Below are 18225 nucleotides of genomic sequence, written 5' to 3'. Positions count from 1 at the left end.
ATCAAATATTACGAACCGCGCCTTTAGCAGCAGAAGTAGTCATAGCTGCATAAGCTTTTAGAGCTTTTGAAATCTTACGCTTACGTTCTTCAACCGGTTGCCAAGCAGTGTTTCCTTTTTCTTCCATCTTGGCACGACGGCGTACAATCTCAATATCATCAACCATCAAATGAATGATACGGTTTGGAATATCAATCTCTATGATATCGCCCTCTTCCACTAAAGCAATTGTGCCCCCTTCAGCAGCTTCTGGTGAAACATGACCGATAGAAAGCCCTGAAGACCCCCCGAAAAGCGACCATCTGTTATAAGTGCGCAAACCTTCCCTAATCCTTTAGATTTAAGATAGCTCGTGGGATAGAGCATTTCTTGCATTCCAGGCCCACCACGTGGACCTTCATAACGGATCAAAACAATGTCACCTGGTTTAATTTTATCGGCCAAGATTGCTGAAACAGCTGAATCTTGACTTTCAAAAATCCGTGCAGGACCTTTAAAAGTTAAAATCGACTGATCAACACCTGCGGTTTTCACAATACAACCATCTTGTGCAAGGTTCCCATAAAGAACCGCCAATCCTCCATCTTGCGAATAAGCGTGTGCAATATCACGGATGACACCTTTTTCACGATCAAGATCAAGAGTATCATAACGAGATGCTTGGCTAAAAGCTAACTGTGTTGATACACCACCTGGTGCCGCACGATAGAATTCATGAATGCTTTGTTCATTGGTTTGTTTCACATTCCATCGACACAAAGCCTCTTTCATCGTTTTTGCATGAACCGTGTAAGTTGATGTATCGATAAGTCCGGCTGCATCTAATTCACCCAAAAGCCCCATAATACCACCAGCGCGATGAACATCTTCCATATGAATATTAGCAATAGCAGGTGCAACTTTGCACAAAACAGGAACACGGCGTGAAAGACGGTCAATATCAGCCATGGTAAAATCCACCTTGCCTTCTTGCGCTGCTGCTAAAAGATGCAGCACAGTATTAGTTGATCCGCCCATAGAAATATCTACAATCATTGCATTTTCAAAAGCCTTACGTGAAGCGATAGAACGCGGCAAAACTGTCTCATCATCTTGTTCATAATAACGCTTTGTTAATGTAACGATACGCCGGCCTGCCTCTTCAAAAAGCCGCTGACGATCTGCATGTGTAGCCAACATAGATCCATTTCCAGGAAGAGAAAGTCCTAATGCTTCTGTAAGACAATTCATAGAATTGGCAGTAAACATGCCTGAACAAGAGCCACATGTAGGACAAGCGGCGCGTTCCATTTCAGAAACTTCTTCCTCTGAATTACGATCATCAGCCGCAACAATCATTGAATCAACTAAATCAACAGTAATATCCTGATCTTTCCATTTAATCTTGCCAGCTTCCATAGGGCCACCTGAAACAAAGATTGTTGGAATATTTAACCGTAAAGAAGCCATCAACATGCCAGGCGTAATTTTGTCACAATTAGAAATGCAAACAAGAGCATCTGCACAATGGGCATTGACCATATATTCAACAGAATCAGCAATGATTTCACGGGAAGGTAAAGAATAAAGCATTCCATCATGCCCCATAGCAATCCCATCATCGATAGCAATAGTGTTAAATTCCTTCGCAACACCACCAGCGGCAGCTATTTCTCGCGCAACAAGTTGCCCAAGATCTTTCAAATGTACATGCCCTGGCACAAATTGTGTGAAAGAATTCGCAATTGCAATAATGGGCTTACCAAAATCCGTATCTTTCATTCCTGTTGCACGCCAAAGACCACGAGCCCCTGCCATATTGCGTCCATGAGTTGACGTTCTTGAACGATAAAAAGGCATTATTTCTTTCCTTGAATAATTTAAAATTCTTCTCTGTTGTGCTGCACCCTAAATAAAGACAAGAATTTTAGCGCTAAAAATAAAATATTGTTCTACTGAAGCATTTGAATCTCTAAAAGACTGGTATTCTTTATAAAATTCAATTCAATAGCTGTTATTTGTTCATAATCAATAAGATTATCCTATGTACCACTTCTTTAATTTTGATTAAATATAACAATAACTTACAAGAACTAAATAAAAGCACAACCAGACAATAATAATAACCAATATCAATTGAATTCATGATGAATAAAATTTAAATCATGAATTTATAGTGCATAATGCATTGATTTTATTAATTGTTTTTTTGAAGATAAAATTCAAATCCCATTGCTATTTTGGTATGTGCTGCGCATTACGAATCATGAAGTTAGCACTATTTTCCAGTTTATGGATCTAATTTTACGCTACTCTTGAGATCTTTTATTACAAGTTATAATCCAATCAATGGCTTTTTTGTAATACCTTCAAGCAATAATAGAGTTTTTGTTTAGCGAATAGTTTATTTCACTTTGCTTTTATTAAACTTTCATTTTTATGGCTGTTAAAAATTCAAAAAGACATAGAATGAATGAGTGCAAGATAAACATATTGCAAACTCTATTGAATAAACCTCTTAAAAAAGAGATTTATCACGAAAACCATGGTACCTCTCAACCGATGTATAGATCTTCTTTCCAAATATTTGCGTTATATTAAGAAAAATATCCCGACCTTTTTGGTGGAGCTAAGCGGGATCGAACCGCTGACCTCTTGCATGCCATGCAAGCGCTCTCCCAGCTGAGCTATAGCCCATAAAAGATACCCTCTCTTCCCAAAAGGAAGATTAACAATCTAACAAGATTCCTAAAACGAGAAAAATCGAAGATCAAGAAGAATTTGTCTTCAACAAAACGAATACTGAATCTTCTCGTTTCTTTTAAGTACCATCATCGTCTGGAACACTACCACCAATAATGTCGGTTACATCGTCATCCTCATCGCTTTCAGTGTGCGATAAAAATGTATCGTCGTCATCCCCGAGATCCATATCATCATCTTCCAAAATAGGGAGATCATCATCCTTAGAATCGTCAACATCTTCTTCCAGCAACATAAAAGCAGACTTTTCAAGTGCTGTATCTAGCTCTTCAGTGTCAACTTCTTCTTCGCTACTGGCTTCAGCTGCGGCAACCTCAAAATAAGAGCGCGGATAAGAAAGCCCTGTATAAGGTGATACAATAGGATCACGATTAAGATCATAAAATTTCTTTCCCGTTTCCGGGTCAACACGTTTGGTTCCAAGTTCCTGTTTTGCCATGGACCGTGCCTCTTTTTTGGTTAGCTACAATTTCATTTAAAAACGAATTTAAGGTGCTTAAGCGAAAAACAATGTATTTGTCAAAGATAAATGCATCGTTTCACACGGATTTTCTCATGACGCTTATTAAAGCGTGTGCTAAAGAACACTTAATTTTGTAAAATTTAGATTAAAATTCAATAAAGCTTCTATGCAAAACGCAATACCCGCAACAGCTCAAAAATCTACCAATCTTTCTGGTACAATTAAAATACCAGGTGATAAATCAATCTCTCATCGATCTCTCATATTAGGGGGGCTTGCAAATGGTGAAACACATATTCACGGGCTTCTTGAAAGCGATGACATTTTGCAAACAGCTGCTGCTATGCAAGCTATGGGTGCCCATATTCGTAAGGAAAATAATCTCTGGGTCATTCGCGGAACTGGGAATGGCTGCCTTTTGCAAGCGCAGACATCTTTAAATTTTAAAAATTCTGGAACAAGCGCTCGCTTGATTATGGGAATGGTCAGTTCTTATCATATGAAAACAACTTTTACTGGCGATTCTTCTCTATCTAAACGTCCAATGAAGCGTATCCTTGACCCTTTGTGTTTAATGGGCGTTTCAGTTGAAAAAATGTGTGATGATCATTTGCCTTTAACGCTTTATGGTCCTAAAATGGCTAGTCCGATTTATTATCGTGTACCAATGGCTTCTGCCCAAGTTAAATCAGCAATTCTTCTTGCAGGTCTTAATACTCCTGGTATTACTACTGTTATTGAACCAATCCTCACCCGAGATCACACGGAAAAAATGTTAAAAGCATTTGGTGCTGAACTTGAAATAGAAACAGATAAAAAAGGTACACGTTTCATTCATCTGAATGGCCAACCACATCTTACTGGACAAATTATAGATGTTCCAGGGGACCCTTCCTCTGCTGCTTTTCCACTCATTGCAGCCCTTCTTGTGGAAGACTCCGATATCATTATTGAAAATGTTCTCATAAATAACTCTAGAATCGGTCTTATCCAAACATTGTGGGAAATGGGAGCTAAAATTGATCTTTTAAATCAACGCCAAACAGGCGGAGAGGATGTTGCTGATCTACGGGTCAGATCATCAATATTAAAAGGCGTAACTGTACCTAAAGAGCGAGCCCCATCAATGATTGATGAATATCCCGCTTTAGCAGTAGCAGCAGCCTTTGCTGAAGGTAAAACAACTATGCTAGGAATTGAAGAATTGCGTGTTAAAGAATCAGACAGGCTTTCTGCCATTGCCCAAGGATTAAAAATCAACAATGTCGATTGTGAAGAAGGTGTAGACTTCCTTATTGTCCATGGGCAAAACTCAACAAAAAGCCTAGGAGGTGGATGCGTTACAACATATCTTGATCATCGAATCGCAATGTGCTTTCTTGTCTTTGGATTGGCATCAGAAAAACCTGTAACCGTCGATGATACACGAATGATTGCCACCAGCTTTCCAGAGTTTATCCCCTTAATGCACCAACTTGGAGGTCAAATTCTTTGAAACCTTTTATCATTGCAATTGATGGCCCAGCAGCTTCTGGTAAAGGAACATTAGCCCGTAAAATTGCAACCCATTATCACCTTTACCATTTAGACACTGGTCTAACCTATCGTGGTGTTGCTTATGTACTTTTACAGCAAGGATTGGCTCTTGATGATGAAACCAGTGCTATCACATACGCCACAAAGCTTGATTTTAACGCTTTAGATTCAAATCTTCTCACTTCTCATGAAATTGGCGAAGCGGCTTCAAAAATAGCGACCATACCGGCTGTGCGCGAAATTCTTGTTGCAAAACAACGCAATTTTGCCAAAACCCTGCCAGGTAGTGTGCTTGATGGCCGTGATATTGGCACTGTTGTCTGCCCTGACGCAAATATAAAATTCTACGTTTTTGCAAATGCTCAAACACGCGCAAAACGCCGCTATCAAGAAATTTTAAAAAAAGGAGCACAAGCAGATTATCATGAGATCCTTACTAATCTTAAACAACGCGACAAACGTGATTTAACCCGCAAACAAAGCCCTTTAAAACCAGCAAAAAACGCCCACTTGCTTGACACGTCAGAATTGAGTATAGAAGAAGCATTAACAGCTATGTGTACCTTTATTGATCCTGTCATAAAAGCTCATACCGTTAAATAAAATCATCCTGGTGATTCCAGCTTAGCGCTAATTTTTCTTTCCTGTATTAAAGATAAGAAATCATGGAATTACCCCATATTAACACTAACCCAGCGCTTATACCTCTTTAAATAAAGGTATATATTTAGGAGTTCTTATGTCACAATATAATCCCACAACAGCGGATTTTGAAGCTCTTTTAATGGAATCCTTTCAAACCAACGATCTTACTGAAGGATCCGTTGTGAAAGGTCGTATCATTGCAATCGAAAAAGACATGGTCATTATCGATGCTGGCCTTAAAGTAGAAGGACGTATTCCACTTAAGGAATTTGGCACAAAAGGTAAAGATGGTTCCTTGCAAGCTGGTGATGAAGTTGAAGTTTATGTTGAACGCATCGAAAATGCGATGGGTGAAGCTGTTTTATCACGCGAAAAAGCACGTCGTGAAGAAAGCTGGACTCGCCTTGAAGAAAAATTCAATGCCGGTGCGCGTGTAGATGGAGTTATCTTTAGCCAAGTTAAAGGTGGATTTACAGTCGATCTTGATGGTGCCATTGCTTTCTTGCCCCGCAGCCAAGTTGACATTCGCCCTATCCGCGATGTTGCACCTTTAATGCACAATCCACAATCTTTTGAAATTCTGAAAATGGATCGTCGCCGTGGTAATATTGTTGTTTCACGCCGCACCGTCTTAGAAGAAAGCCGCGCTGAACAGCGTTCAGAAATTGTTCAAAATCTTGAAGAAAATCAAATTGTTGAAGGTGTGGTTAAAAATATTACCGATTATGGTGCCTTTGTTGATCTTGGTGGAATTGACGGCCTTTTGCATGTTACCGACATGGCATGGCGGCGTATTAATCACCCATCTGAAATCCTTACAATGGGTCAAACTATTAAAGTTCAAATTATTCGCATCAATCAGGATACGCACCGTATTTCACTTGGGATGAAGCAACTTGAAAATGACCCCTGGGATAGCATTAGTGACAAATATCCAGTTGGTAAGAAAATTACAGGTGCTGTTACGAACATCACTGATTATGGTGGTTTTGTTGAAATTGAACCAGGAATTGAAGGGTTAATTCATGTCTCTGAAATGAGCTGGACAAAGAAAAATATCCATCCTGGAAAGCTCCTTTCTACGTCACAAGAAGTAGAAGTTGTTGTTCTTGAAATCGACGCTTCTAAACGGCGTATTTCCCTTGGTTTAAAGCAAACATGTGAAAATCCATGGGTGGCTTTTGCTAATAAATTTCCTGTAAATTCACAAATTGAAGGTGAAGTTAAAAATAAGACAGAATTTGGTCTTTTTATCGGCCTTGAAGGTGATGTTGATGGGATGGTACACTTATCTGATCTTGATTGGAACCGTCCTGGTGAACAAGTCATCGAGACTTATAACAAAGGTGATATCGTTAAAGCTGTTGTTCTTGATGTTGACGTTGAAAAAGAACGAATCTCTTTGGGAATTAAGCAACTTTCCTGTGATAAAGTTGGAGAAGCAGTAGCTTCTGGTGAATTGCGTAAAGGTACTATCGTGACCTGTGAAGTTTCTGGAATCAATGAAAATGGCATTGATGTGAAATTAATTGATCACAACCTTGAAACGACTATTCGCCGTTCTGATTTGGCCCGTGATCGTGATGAACAAAACCCTGAACGTTTTGCTATTGGACAAAAAGTTGATGCTTGCATCACCACATTCGATAAAAAAACGCGGAAACTGTCAGTATCCATCAAGGCCTTGGAAATTGCAGAAGAAAAAGAAGCAGTAGCACAATATGGATCAACAGATTCTGGTGCTTCTCTTGGTGACATTCTTGGTGTGGCCTTAAAAAAACAAGAACAAGATTGATAATCTCAATAACTAATACTTAAGACCGCTTATATTTTTGAGCGGTCTTTTTTATCTTTTGCTGGAAACATTTTCTTGACTTTTCAGCGAGCTGACAAAAAATAAATATTTTCCAATAAAAAACTTATTTTTTTCACTAACCATTCATGACTAGGATAAAATGTTAACAATTCATTAAATAAAGAGAAATTTGCATAATTGAGTGGCAATAGAATATTATGGCACCCACACTATTTTTCATGAAGTGGTTTTCTTCTCAAAAAACAGAAATTTGTTATTTTTCTGAAACCGATTCCCCTATTCGTTCAACTGATAAATCGCAAGAAGAGCTTTACAAATTAGGCTATGATATAGCTTTGGGCAAAAACAATTTTCTTGCTGAATACAAGGGAGAGAGTGATTTTCGCAAACGATTAACTGAAAATGCTAAACTTATTCTCCATGCTTTCCGCATTAGCGATGTTGCCGCGCGTAACAATGAAACTATAGCACCATCTGCTCAATGGCTTATTGATAATCATTACACCATTGACAAAACCATACAACAGTTACGCTGCAATTTTCCAAAAACGCTCACTAACAAACTCTCCCTTGATGAACAAAAAGCAGGAATCCCACGTATTTTTGCTTTAACCTGGCTTTATATCGCCCATACAGATAGCAGTTTCTCACAAGAAACCCTTACAGCCATGGTTAATGGCTTTCAGAAAGTATGTAACCTTAAAATTGGCGAATTGTGGGCCTTGCCTTCTGTTATTCGTATGATTTTAATTGAAAATGTTCGTCGTCTCTCACTGCGTATTGAGCAAGCACAGCATATGCGTTACCTTGCCAATCAAGTGGCTAACAAAATTACCCTTGCAAAAAATGAGACTGAATTACATAATCTTTTCACTCTTTATGAAAAATTCACTGCTAATTTAACCTTTTCAACTCATTTGTTTTATCGTCTGCGTGGTGCATCTGTTGATGTTACAGTGGCACTGACTTGGCTTGAAAAGCAATTACATCATCACGGCAGTAATCCAGAAATTGCAACAGCTGATGAACATACCCGTCAAGCAAAAGACGGTGTGACTATGGGCAATATTATTCGTGCTCTCAAAACTATTGATGACATTGATTGGACAGCGTGGTTTGAAACCGTTAGCTATGTGGACTCTATCCTGCGTCAAAACAGTGATTTTTCTGAACTCGATTCTCATTCACGTAATACCTATCGGCAAGTGATTGAAAAAATCGCACACCGTTCTCCACTCAGTGAATTGGAAGTTACGCAAAAAGCCGTAGAGATGACGCAAACCTTCCTTGAAGATGACGCTCATCAAAATAACTCTTCTATTGGCTGGTACCTTGTTGACAACGGGCGTTATGCCTTTGAAAAAGCTTGTGGATACACTCCATCCCTTTTCATAAGATGGATGCGCGCTTACCGTCGCTTAAAAGTAGGAACAATTGCAATTCCTGTTTCTATTTTAACACTTATCCTTTTGTTTGCAACTTATACTCTATTACAGATATCCAACCTAGCGCCATGGATGAATCTTATTTTTATCGCTCTGGCACTCTTTCCTGCCATGGAAGCTTCTTTTTCCTTTTTTAATACTGTTGTTTCATGGTTTATCCCACCAAATCAGCTCATTGGTTATGAATATAAAGAGGGGATTCCTAAACACGCACGTACAATGGTTGTCGTGCCCACTTTAATTACTTCATATGATTATATTGATGAACAAGTGCGTAATCTTGAAGTACATTATCTTTCTAACCCGCAAGGTGCTATTCATTTTGCGTTAATCACGGACTGGGCAGATTCTTCATTAGAAGAAACACAAGATGACCTTGATTTGCTGCATTATGCACAAGAGAGCATAGCTAAACTTAACCACCGTTATCATCGTGATGACATTCCTTTGTTTTTCCTTCTTCATCGCCGACGCCTTTACAATGCTAGCGAAAAATGCTGGATGGGGTGGGAACGTAAACGTGGTAAGCTTCATGAGCTCAACCTTTTACTACGAGGAAATCAAAATACGAGCTTTTACACTCCAGATCCACGCCTTCCTGTAGATTGTCGTTTCGTTATGACCCTGGATTCAGATACACGTTTAACACCTGAAGGGGTTACTAAACTTGTTGGCAAGCTCAACCACCCACTCAATCATCCCGTTTTTGACCCTCAAAATGGAACAATTGTAAAAGGTTATAGCATTTTACAACCGCGTATTACGCCTTCTCTTACAACAGGAAAAGAAACATCAATTTTTCAACAAATTTTTTCTACCAATCGTGGAATTGATCCTTATGTCTTTGCTGTCTCTGATACTTATCAAGACCTTTGGGGAGAAGGAACTTTTACCGGCAAAGGTCTTTATAATATTGATGCATTTGAACAAGCGCTTAGTGGAAAAATCAAAGAAAACACTGTTCTTAGTCATGATCTTTTGGAAGGAAGCTATGCACGCGCAGCACTCGTGAGTAATGTAGAGGTAATTGAGGATTATCCAACAGCCTATAACATTGATGTTGCTCGTCATCACCGTTGGATTCGTGGTGATTGGCAATTATTGCCTTATCTCTTTAAGCGCTGTCAAATTAATCTTATGAATCGTTGGAAAATTCAAGACAATTTACGCCGTTCTCTCACACCACTTACATGGCTAATTGCAGCAATCATGGGATGGTCTATTTTACCATTAAAGATAGCAGCCATCTGGCAAATATTTTTACTGCTCAGTCTATTTATCTCTCCAATTCTAGGTATGCTTCAGACATTCATGCCATTTAGTCTTGATTATTCTTTGCGTGGACAGCTGAAATTAATTTTGAACAGTATTATTTCAACGGCAGCAGAAATACTTCTTAAAACCACCTTTATTGCTCATTCAGCTTATTTTGCAACCGATGCAATCATCCGCACTTTCTATCGCATGTTGATTTCAAAACAACATCTCCTTGAATGGAAAACCTCGGCTGCAACAAAATTAATCCCCAATAGTTTAAGCTTCTATATTCTCACAATGTGGCCAGCATCACTGATTGGTGCCATTGCCATAGCGCTACCTATATCCTTTTATAGCCCGACAATCTTCATTGCTTTGCCCTTTGGACTGGTTTGGTTTTTCTCACCACTCATTGCGTGGATTGTAAGCCAACCAGCAACATTCCAAGATATGCTTGATATATCTTCAGAAGATGAAAAAGCACTTCGGTGTATTGCACGACGTACGTGGCTTTATTATGCAACTTTTGTCAATGCGCAAAACAATTATTTGCCACCTGATAATTTCCAAGAAGATCCCGAACCCCTTGTCGCTCAGCGTACATCCCCCACCAATATTGGAGTTTATCTTCTTTCCACTATTGCCGCACGTGATTTTGGTTGGATTGGCTTTAAAGATGCTATTACACGCATCAAGCGTACATTAAGTACTCTTGAAAAAATGGAAAAATTCCGTGGTCATCTTTATAATTGGTATGAAACAGACACTCTTAAACCTTTATTGCCAACTTATGTTTCAACAGTTGATTCAGGTAATCTTGCCGGTCATTTAGTGACACTCTCTTCAGCTTTAAATGAATGGGCTCAAACACCTGACATGTTTTTACAAAGTGATCCAGCAGGTTTACTTGATGTTAGTGATATTCTTGAAGAAACTTTAAAAGAGATTCCTGATAATCAGCATTTTTCATGCTCTCTATACCAACAGATCGAAGAACGCATTGTTTACTTTCGTCATGTCGTTAGTACTTCCAAAGAAAAGACAGAAACTGTAACTTCATGCACTATTAATTTTCCACTCTTAGCTCGTGATATTGCACTCTTAACAGAGGAACTTGATAAAAAAATTCAAACTGTAGAATCTGCTCACACTCTGTCTTGGGCTAAATGTCTTGTGGAAACCTGTGAAGCACATCATCATGATATTACCTATGACTATGACATCGAAAAACTGCGCAAACAATTAAACACTTTAGCGACAAAAGCACGACAAATAGCTTTTGATATGAAATTTGATTTTTTAGAACAACCTGAACGGCAACTTTTGTCTATCGGCTATCGTGTTCAGGAAAATAAACTTGATGAAAGCTGTTATGATCTTCTAGCTTCAGAAGCACGTCTCTCAAGTCTTTTCGCTATTGCAAAAGGCGATATAAAATTCAAACATTGGTTTCATCTTGGCCGTTTACTCATCCCAATTGGTTGGAAAGGTGCTTTACTATCATGGTCGGGATCTATGTTTGAATATCTTATGCCTTCTCTGGTTATGCGTGAACCCTTAGGATCCATACTAGATCAAACTAATCGATTGATTATTCGCCATCAAATACAATACGCCCGTAAACGGGAACTGCCATGGGGTATTTCAGAAGCTGCGTTTAATGCCCGCGATCATTTAATGAATTACCAATATTCCAATTTTGGAGCTCCAAGCCTTGGACTTCAACGCGGTTTATCACGTAATGCTGTTATTGCCCCTTACGCTAGCATTTTAGCTGCGCAATATATGCCAACTCAAGCTCTTATAAATTTAAAACATTTACGTGATCTTGGCGCTTTAGGGGCCTATGGATATTATGATTCTATTGATTTTACTCCTTCGCGTGTGCCAAAGGGAGAACAATATGCTATCGTGCGTAATTATTATGCGCACCATCACGGCATGTCAATTCTTGCAATTAATAATGTCATTTTTGAAGGACGGATGCGTAACCGTTTTCATCGTGATCCCGTTATTGAAGCTACACAATTATTATTACAAGAAAGAGCCCCCCTTCAAATTCCTATCATTCACGCCAAAGTTGCTAACCCAATGCGCAATGACTCTGGAGAATTTGATGACGCTCCTTTGCGCACTATTACAAACCCGCTTCTCAAAACCCGTGAGACTTTGCTCTTATCCAATGGTTGTTATTCCACAATGCTAACAGCCAATGGTTCCGGCTATAGCCGTTGGCATGATTATACTATCACACGCTTTATCCCTGATGCATCAGAAGATCAACAAGGTACCTTGTTTTTCCTACGTGATACACAAAATGGACGCTGGTGGTCTGCCACCGGTGAGCCAACACGCATTGTCGAAGAAGAATCAGTCACCATTTTTACAGATGAAAAAGCTGAATATACAAAAATAGTTGATGGTATAAAATCAACGCTTGAATGTCTTGTGGCATCGGAAGGTGATGGTGAAGGCAGACGCCTTCAGCTTATAAATACAACCAACAAAGATCGCTTTATTGAAGTGACATCTTATGGTGAACTAGCACTAGCAACTATGGAGAGTGTTTGTGCTCACCCTGTTTTTTCACACATGTTTGTAGAAACAGAAATTGCTGATTCAGGTGGAACGATTTTTGCTAAAAGGCGCAAACGCGCCCCTAGTGATCCGGATATTCATATTGCCCATTTTGTCACTGACTCATCTGGAACTATTCCAAAATCAGAAGCTGAAACTGACCGTTGTATTTTTATTGGTCGTGGTCGATCTATTCATCGTCCAGCTGCATTTGATCAAAATGCCCACTTTAGTAACCGTCAAGGCTGTGTTCTTGACCCGATTATCTCAATTCGTTGCTACTTAAAAATTCCAGCACATGAAAAAAGAGAACTTATTTTCTGGACATTTGCTGCTCATTCAAAAGAAACACTGCAAAATCATATTGAACGTTATCGCCAACCTAATATGTTTCAGCGAGAATTTTCTATAACATGGACACGCTCGCAAGTTTCACTATTCCAAAACAATATCCGCCCCAGAGAAGCTATTGCTTATCAAAAATATGCAACACCACTTATATACCCCGACAGAACATGGCGTCTTCCCTCTAAAACGCTTGCTAATACTCTTGGAAAACAATCTGATCTTTGGCCAATGTCCATCTCAGGAGATTATCCTATTTGTCTTCTCAGAATTGATAATGAAACGAATATAACTGTACTACGCGACCTGCTTAAAGCACACGAATATTGGCGTATGCGAGGGTTAATTGTTGATATGGTTGTTTTGAATGAACAGGCATTTTCCTACATACAAGACACTCAACGCGCTATTGAATGGACATGTGAATCCTATCGTCGTCATGCCAATGAAATGAATGGAAATAAACACATTTTTACCCTTCAACGTGATCAAATAAATGAGCAAAGTTTCAAGACACTTCTTGCATCAGCCCGCATCATACTTCATGCCCAAAATGGTTCTTTATCTGAACAGCTTAAATGTACAGAAAATATTGATCCTGATCTGATAACTCGCAATCGTAGGCAAGATTTTAATCACAAACTAAATCACAGCAAACATGACAAAAAAAGACAAGCAGAAACGCAAGATGAACAAAATTCATCTACTTCTATTGGTCTTATAGCTCAGCAAAAACAATCATCTCCTCTTATCAATGGAAAAGACCTGCGTTATTGGAATGGTTATGGGGGGTTTAATCAACATAATCATTATGTGGTGCATCTTAATGGGTATACCACTACACCACAGCCATGGATTAATGTCGTTGCTAATCATAATTTTGGCTTTCACGTATCAGCTGAAGGTGCAATCTTCACCTGGGCTAACAATAGTCGTGATTATCACTTAACCCCTTGGACTAACGATCCTGTTTCCAATCGCCCAGGAGAAGCTCTGTATCTTGTTGATCGTCTTTCTTTAAAACGTTTTTCTCCAGTCTCTGCTGTCGAATGTGATGACAGTGTTGTTTACGAAGCTTGTCATGGTTTTGGATTTTCAACCTTTAAATCCACACATTCCGATATTGCATTAGAACTTACCCATACGCTCGATCGAGAAAGACCTGTTCGTTTTTCGCGCCTTATTATTAAAAATGAAAGCAAAAAACCACGCAGTTTACGTCTTTATAATTACGTTGAGTGGGTTTTAGGTAATGCACGTACAAAATATGCTCCCTTTATCATTCCCTCTTACGATTCCAAACGTGGCGCACATTTTATTCAAAACCCCTATCACATCGAAAGATCTCAACAGGTCACTTTTTTATCAGCATCCGAAATACCAACCAGTGTTACAACTGATCGCACTGAGTTTATTGGTTCAACAGGAACAGTTAAACACCCTCATGCCATTTACAAAGCTGAAAAACTTTCAAATACAGTAGAAGCAGGCCGTGATCCTTGTTCAGCATCAGCCTATGATATTTATCTATTACCGGGTCAAACAAAAGAAATCATCTTTTATCTTGGTAGTGCTGAAAATAGACAAGAAGCTGAAAAATTGCTGGATCAAGTACGCATAGATGATTTTCAAGTTATTCTTGCACAACAAAAACAGCAATGGAATGATTTTGTTTCTCCTTTGCAAGTTAAAACGCCTGACCCTTCTTTTGACATTATGGTCAATCATTGGCTTCCTTACCAAATCTATGCATGCCGCATGATAGCACGTGCAGCTTTTTACCAAGCCAGTGGTGCATTTGGCTTTCGCGACCAGTTACAAGATAGTTTATCTTTGTTACTGCTTAAACCGCAATTAGCGCGTGAACAATTGTTAAGCGCTGCAGCCCGTCAATTTACTGAAGGTGATGTACAACATTGGTGGTTTCCTGATACTAACGCTGGTGTTCGCACACTCATTTCTGATGACATAGTCTGGCTTGCTTATGGAACAGCCATTTATGTCAATACTACTGGTGAACATACATTTCTTGATACTCCTATTCCTTTTATTGAAGGAGCTCCTCTCAAAACAGGACAACATGATGCTTATTTTCACCCCACACAATCACCAAAAATTGCAACACTTTATGAACATTGTGCCCTAGCTTTAGATCTTACTATCAAACGTTGTGGTCCACACAGTCTCCCACTTATTTTAGGTGGTGATTGGAATGATGGTATGAATTTAGTGGGAGTGGAAGGAAAAGGCGAAAGCATTTGGTTGGGCTGGTTTCTTGGTACCACATTACAAGCATTCATTCCCATTGCTAAAAAACGGGGTGACGATAACCATGTAAAAGCTTGGAGCACACACTTTAAACGTTTAACAAAAGCTCTGGAAAAAAATGGTTGGGATGGCGCTTGGTATCGACGTGGTTATTTTGACGATACAACCCCTCTTGGTTCTCAAATAAATACTGAATGTCAAATTGATGCCATCGCTCAATCTTGGGCTGTAATTTCTAAAATGGCATCTTCCAACCGCCAAAAACAAGCAATGATGTCAATGCTTGATCACTTATGCGATGAACAAGGTGGGCTTATTCGTCTTTTCTGGCCGCCTTTCAATAAAAGCACTCTCGAACCCGGCTATATTAAAGGGTATCCACCGGGAATTCGAGAAAATGGTGGACAATATACCCATGGTGCTATTTGGAGTATTATAGCGCTTGCAGAAATAGGTGAAATAGACAAAGCGTATAACTTATTTTCCATGATAAACCCTATCATCCATGGTCAAAATCCTGAAATTTACCGTGTTGAACCTTATGTCATGGCCGCAGATATCTATGCTGTTGAACCACATCGAGGACAAGGTGGTTGGACATGGTATACGGGTTCAGCAGGCTGGTTTTATCGTGCAGCGACAGAAACTATTCTTGGGATTCACATCCAAGCCAATCAGTTATTTTTACGCCCACATTTACCCTCCTGTTGGCCTGAATACGAAGTAAAAATGAAATTTTATGAAGCTGTTTATATTATTAAAGTTAAATGGGCTTCAAAAGATACACTCAGTGTTAACAGTAAGGAATATACCAACATTGATGCAGGTATAGAATTACAAAAAACAGGTGTTCATGAGATCATACGTACTCTTAAATCCCCAATTCCAAAAAAATGAAAAGCTTTTTTATATTGTTCACAGTTATAAAGTTGTTATAGTTTTTATATTTTTATGATGATTATATTGATATGCAACAATTTTAGATTTCACTCAGCTGAAAGAACAGGGGCATGAATCATACAGATATTGCTAGACGCGTTTATAACCACACATGGAAACTTGACCCCATTATTCGCTCGCTTCTCGATACGGATTTTTATAAGCTTCTTATGGTGCAAATGATTTGGGGACTTTACCCAAATGTTCATGTCACCTTCTCACTTATAAACCGCAGTAAAACAATTTGTCTTGCCAATGATATTGATGAAGATGAGCTACGTGCTCAGCTTGATCATGCCCTTAGTTTACGCTTTACCAAAAAAGAAATAATCTGGCTTGCTGGTAATACATTTTATGGACGCAAACAAATTTTTAAACCAGATTTTCTTAATTGGCTTGAAAAATTTCAACTACCCGAATACGAATTAACCCAAAAAGACGGTCAATATATTCTACGTTTCCATGGTCCATGGGCTTATAGCTCTATGTGGGAAATCCCTGCTCTTTCTATTATCAGTGAATTACGTTCACGCGCTGCAATAAAAAACCTCGGTCGCTTTGCACTCGATGTCCTTTATGCTCGTGCTAAAGCAAAAATGTGGAGTAAAATTGAACGCCTGAAACAATTGCCTGATCTTAACATCGCTGACTTTGGCACTAGACGTCGCCATTCTTTTTTATGGCAACGTTGGTGTGTCGAAGCGTTAAAAGAAGGAATTGGCAATTCTCTGGTCGGATCTTCCAATATCCTTCTAGCAATGGACACAGACTTAGAAGCTCTTGGAACAAACGCACATGAATTACCTATGGTTATCGCAGCCCTTGCTAACAATGACAACGACTTGCACCAAGCATCTTACCAAGTTTTGCAAAATTGGAACCGCTATTATGGTGGAAATCTTTTGATTGTTTTGCCTGATGCTTTTGGAACAGAAGCATTTTTACGCAATGCACCAGATTGGGTAGCAGACTGGACAGGATTTAGAATTGACAGTGCTTTACCCATTGAAGGAGGTGAACGCATTATAAAATGGTGGCAAGAAAAAGGAAAAAATCCACAAGAAAAATTATTGATTTTTTCCGATGCGCTAGATGTAGATACGATTGAAAAAACCTATCATCACTTCCATGGTAAAGTACGCATGAGTTTTGGGTGGGGAACCAATCTCACCAATGATTTTGAAAATTGTGCACCCCAAAACATCGCAAATCTTGAAGCTGCTTCCCTTGTTTGCAAAGCCACTCACGCTAATGGTCGACCAACTGTAAAACTTTCAGATAATCCTGAAAAAGCCATTGGAGATCCACAAGAAATACAACGCTATTTGAATTTTTTTAATCCTGAACTATCCACTACCAAACCTATCAAGATTTAATCATTAACTGATACTGATTAGATAAAAGAGACCAACTATGAAATAAATCATTGCCCAACCCAAATAGCAGATATTATTTCTATTCCTCTTAACAGGCAAAAATAATATCATTACATGAATGATCTCTTATTGCTTGTGATCTGATCAGCATTCAATAAAGCATTCCACGCACAATTCTATTGATGATAAATTGTTCACAAACGTATACTTCATCTAGCAAACATACCTGTACTACTTTAGAAAATGACAGCTGATGTGCATATTGATATCGATAGATGAAAACTTTATCTTAAATATTTTTTAGTCAGAAAACTTTCTGCAAATAGTCTCAATAAAACAAGAAAAATGTAAGACAGACTTAATTAATAAAATTTCTTATTTTGATAATGATGATGAGGTAGATGAGGATGGGCGTGTCACAATATAAATAGCAATCACCAACAAAATAATTGCAGCGGAGAAAGCAAACCATAAGGCAGGGTGTACAATTATTAAAAATGACAAAAAACCACCGATCATACTTACCACAGCAAAAATTTTAACAAAAGGTGAGATGATTCTCTTTTCTTCCCATTGCTTAATGGGAAGACCAAAAATTCGATGATTATGCAACCAATAATGAAACCGTGGTGATGAACGGGCAAAACACCATGAAGCAACTAATAAAAAAGGTACGGTTGGCATAATAGGTAAAACCACACCGATCAGACCTAATACAATCATCACCCAACCCAATATAGAATAGAAAACTCGTAAAGGGCGAGATATTTTAAAATCTTTTTCTATCATTTATTGCTGTTTCTTCTCTCATTCAGA

The 18225-nt window shown here is 38.7% G+C and carries 7 protein-coding genes and 1 pseudogene; 5 read left to right on the top strand and 3 right to left on the bottom strand.

The features are described from left to right. Position 1: 1 nt before the first annotated feature. Together ilvD and BscR1v2_RS00415 are read right to left on the bottom strand one after the other, a co-directional pair. A pseudogene (gene ilvD, locus BscR1v2_RS00425) lies at positions 2-1839 on the bottom strand (dihydroxy-acid dehydratase). A 961-nt stretch (positions 1840-2800) separates the two neighbouring features. Continuing rightward, on the bottom strand, positions 2801-3181 hold the full coding sequence (locus tag BscR1v2_RS00415) for a TIGR02300 family protein (RefSeq protein WP_010703247.1): 381 nt from the start codon (positions 3179-3181) through the stop codon (positions 2801-2803). 190 nt (positions 3182-3371) lie between these two features. Between BscR1v2_RS00415 and aroA the strand changes: the two genes are divergently transcribed. From aroA to pncB, 5 genes are all read left to right on the top strand, one after another. After that, positions 3372-4700 carry a 3-phosphoshikimate 1-carboxyvinyltransferase gene (gene aroA, locus BscR1v2_RS00410; protein ID WP_078689328.1) on the top strand — a complete coding sequence of 443 codons (1329 nt, stop codon included), beginning with the start codon at positions 3372-3374 and terminating at the stop codon, positions 4698-4700. Further along, a complete protein-coding gene (gene cmk, locus BscR1v2_RS00405; protein WP_078689327.1) occupies positions 4697-5344 on the top strand; it encodes a (d)CMP kinase in 648 nt (215 codons plus the stop codon). The genes aroA and cmk overlap by 4 nt, the downstream gene beginning before the upstream one ends. Positions 5345-5480: 136 nt before the next feature. Next, positions 5481-7181: a 30S ribosomal protein S1 gene (rpsA, locus tag BscR1v2_RS00400; RefSeq protein WP_010703244.1), complete on the top strand. Its 1701-nt coding sequence runs from the start codon at positions 5481-5483 to the stop codon at positions 7179-7181. A 218-nt stretch (positions 7182-7399) separates the two neighbouring features. After that, complete coding sequence (locus BscR1v2_RS00395; protein WP_078689326.1) at positions 7400-15991, top strand: GH36-type glycosyl hydrolase domain-containing protein; 8592 nt, start codon at positions 7400-7402, stop codon at positions 15989-15991. A 113-nt stretch (positions 15992-16104) separates the two neighbouring features. Further along, entirely contained in the window at positions 16105-17409 is a 1305-nt protein-coding gene (gene pncB, locus BscR1v2_RS00390) for a nicotinate phosphoribosyltransferase (RefSeq protein WP_078689325.1), read from the top strand. 375 nt (positions 17410-17784) lie between these two features. Here pncB and BscR1v2_RS00385 read toward each other — a convergent pair whose 3' ends face one another. Then, positions 17785-18195 (bottom strand): YbaN family protein, encoded by a 411-nt coding sequence (locus BscR1v2_RS00385; protein WP_078690278.1) that lies wholly within the window; start codon positions 18193-18195, stop codon positions 17785-17787. Positions 18196-18225 lie beyond the last annotated feature (30 nt).

The organism is Bartonella schoenbuchensis R1, from assembly GCF_002022685.1.
Classification (GTDB): Bacteria; Pseudomonadota; Alphaproteobacteria; order Rhizobiales; family Rhizobiaceae; genus Bartonella; species Bartonella schoenbuchensis.
Note: the sequence above shows the minus strand (reverse complement) of the source record. Positions and strands in the feature narration are given on the sequence as shown.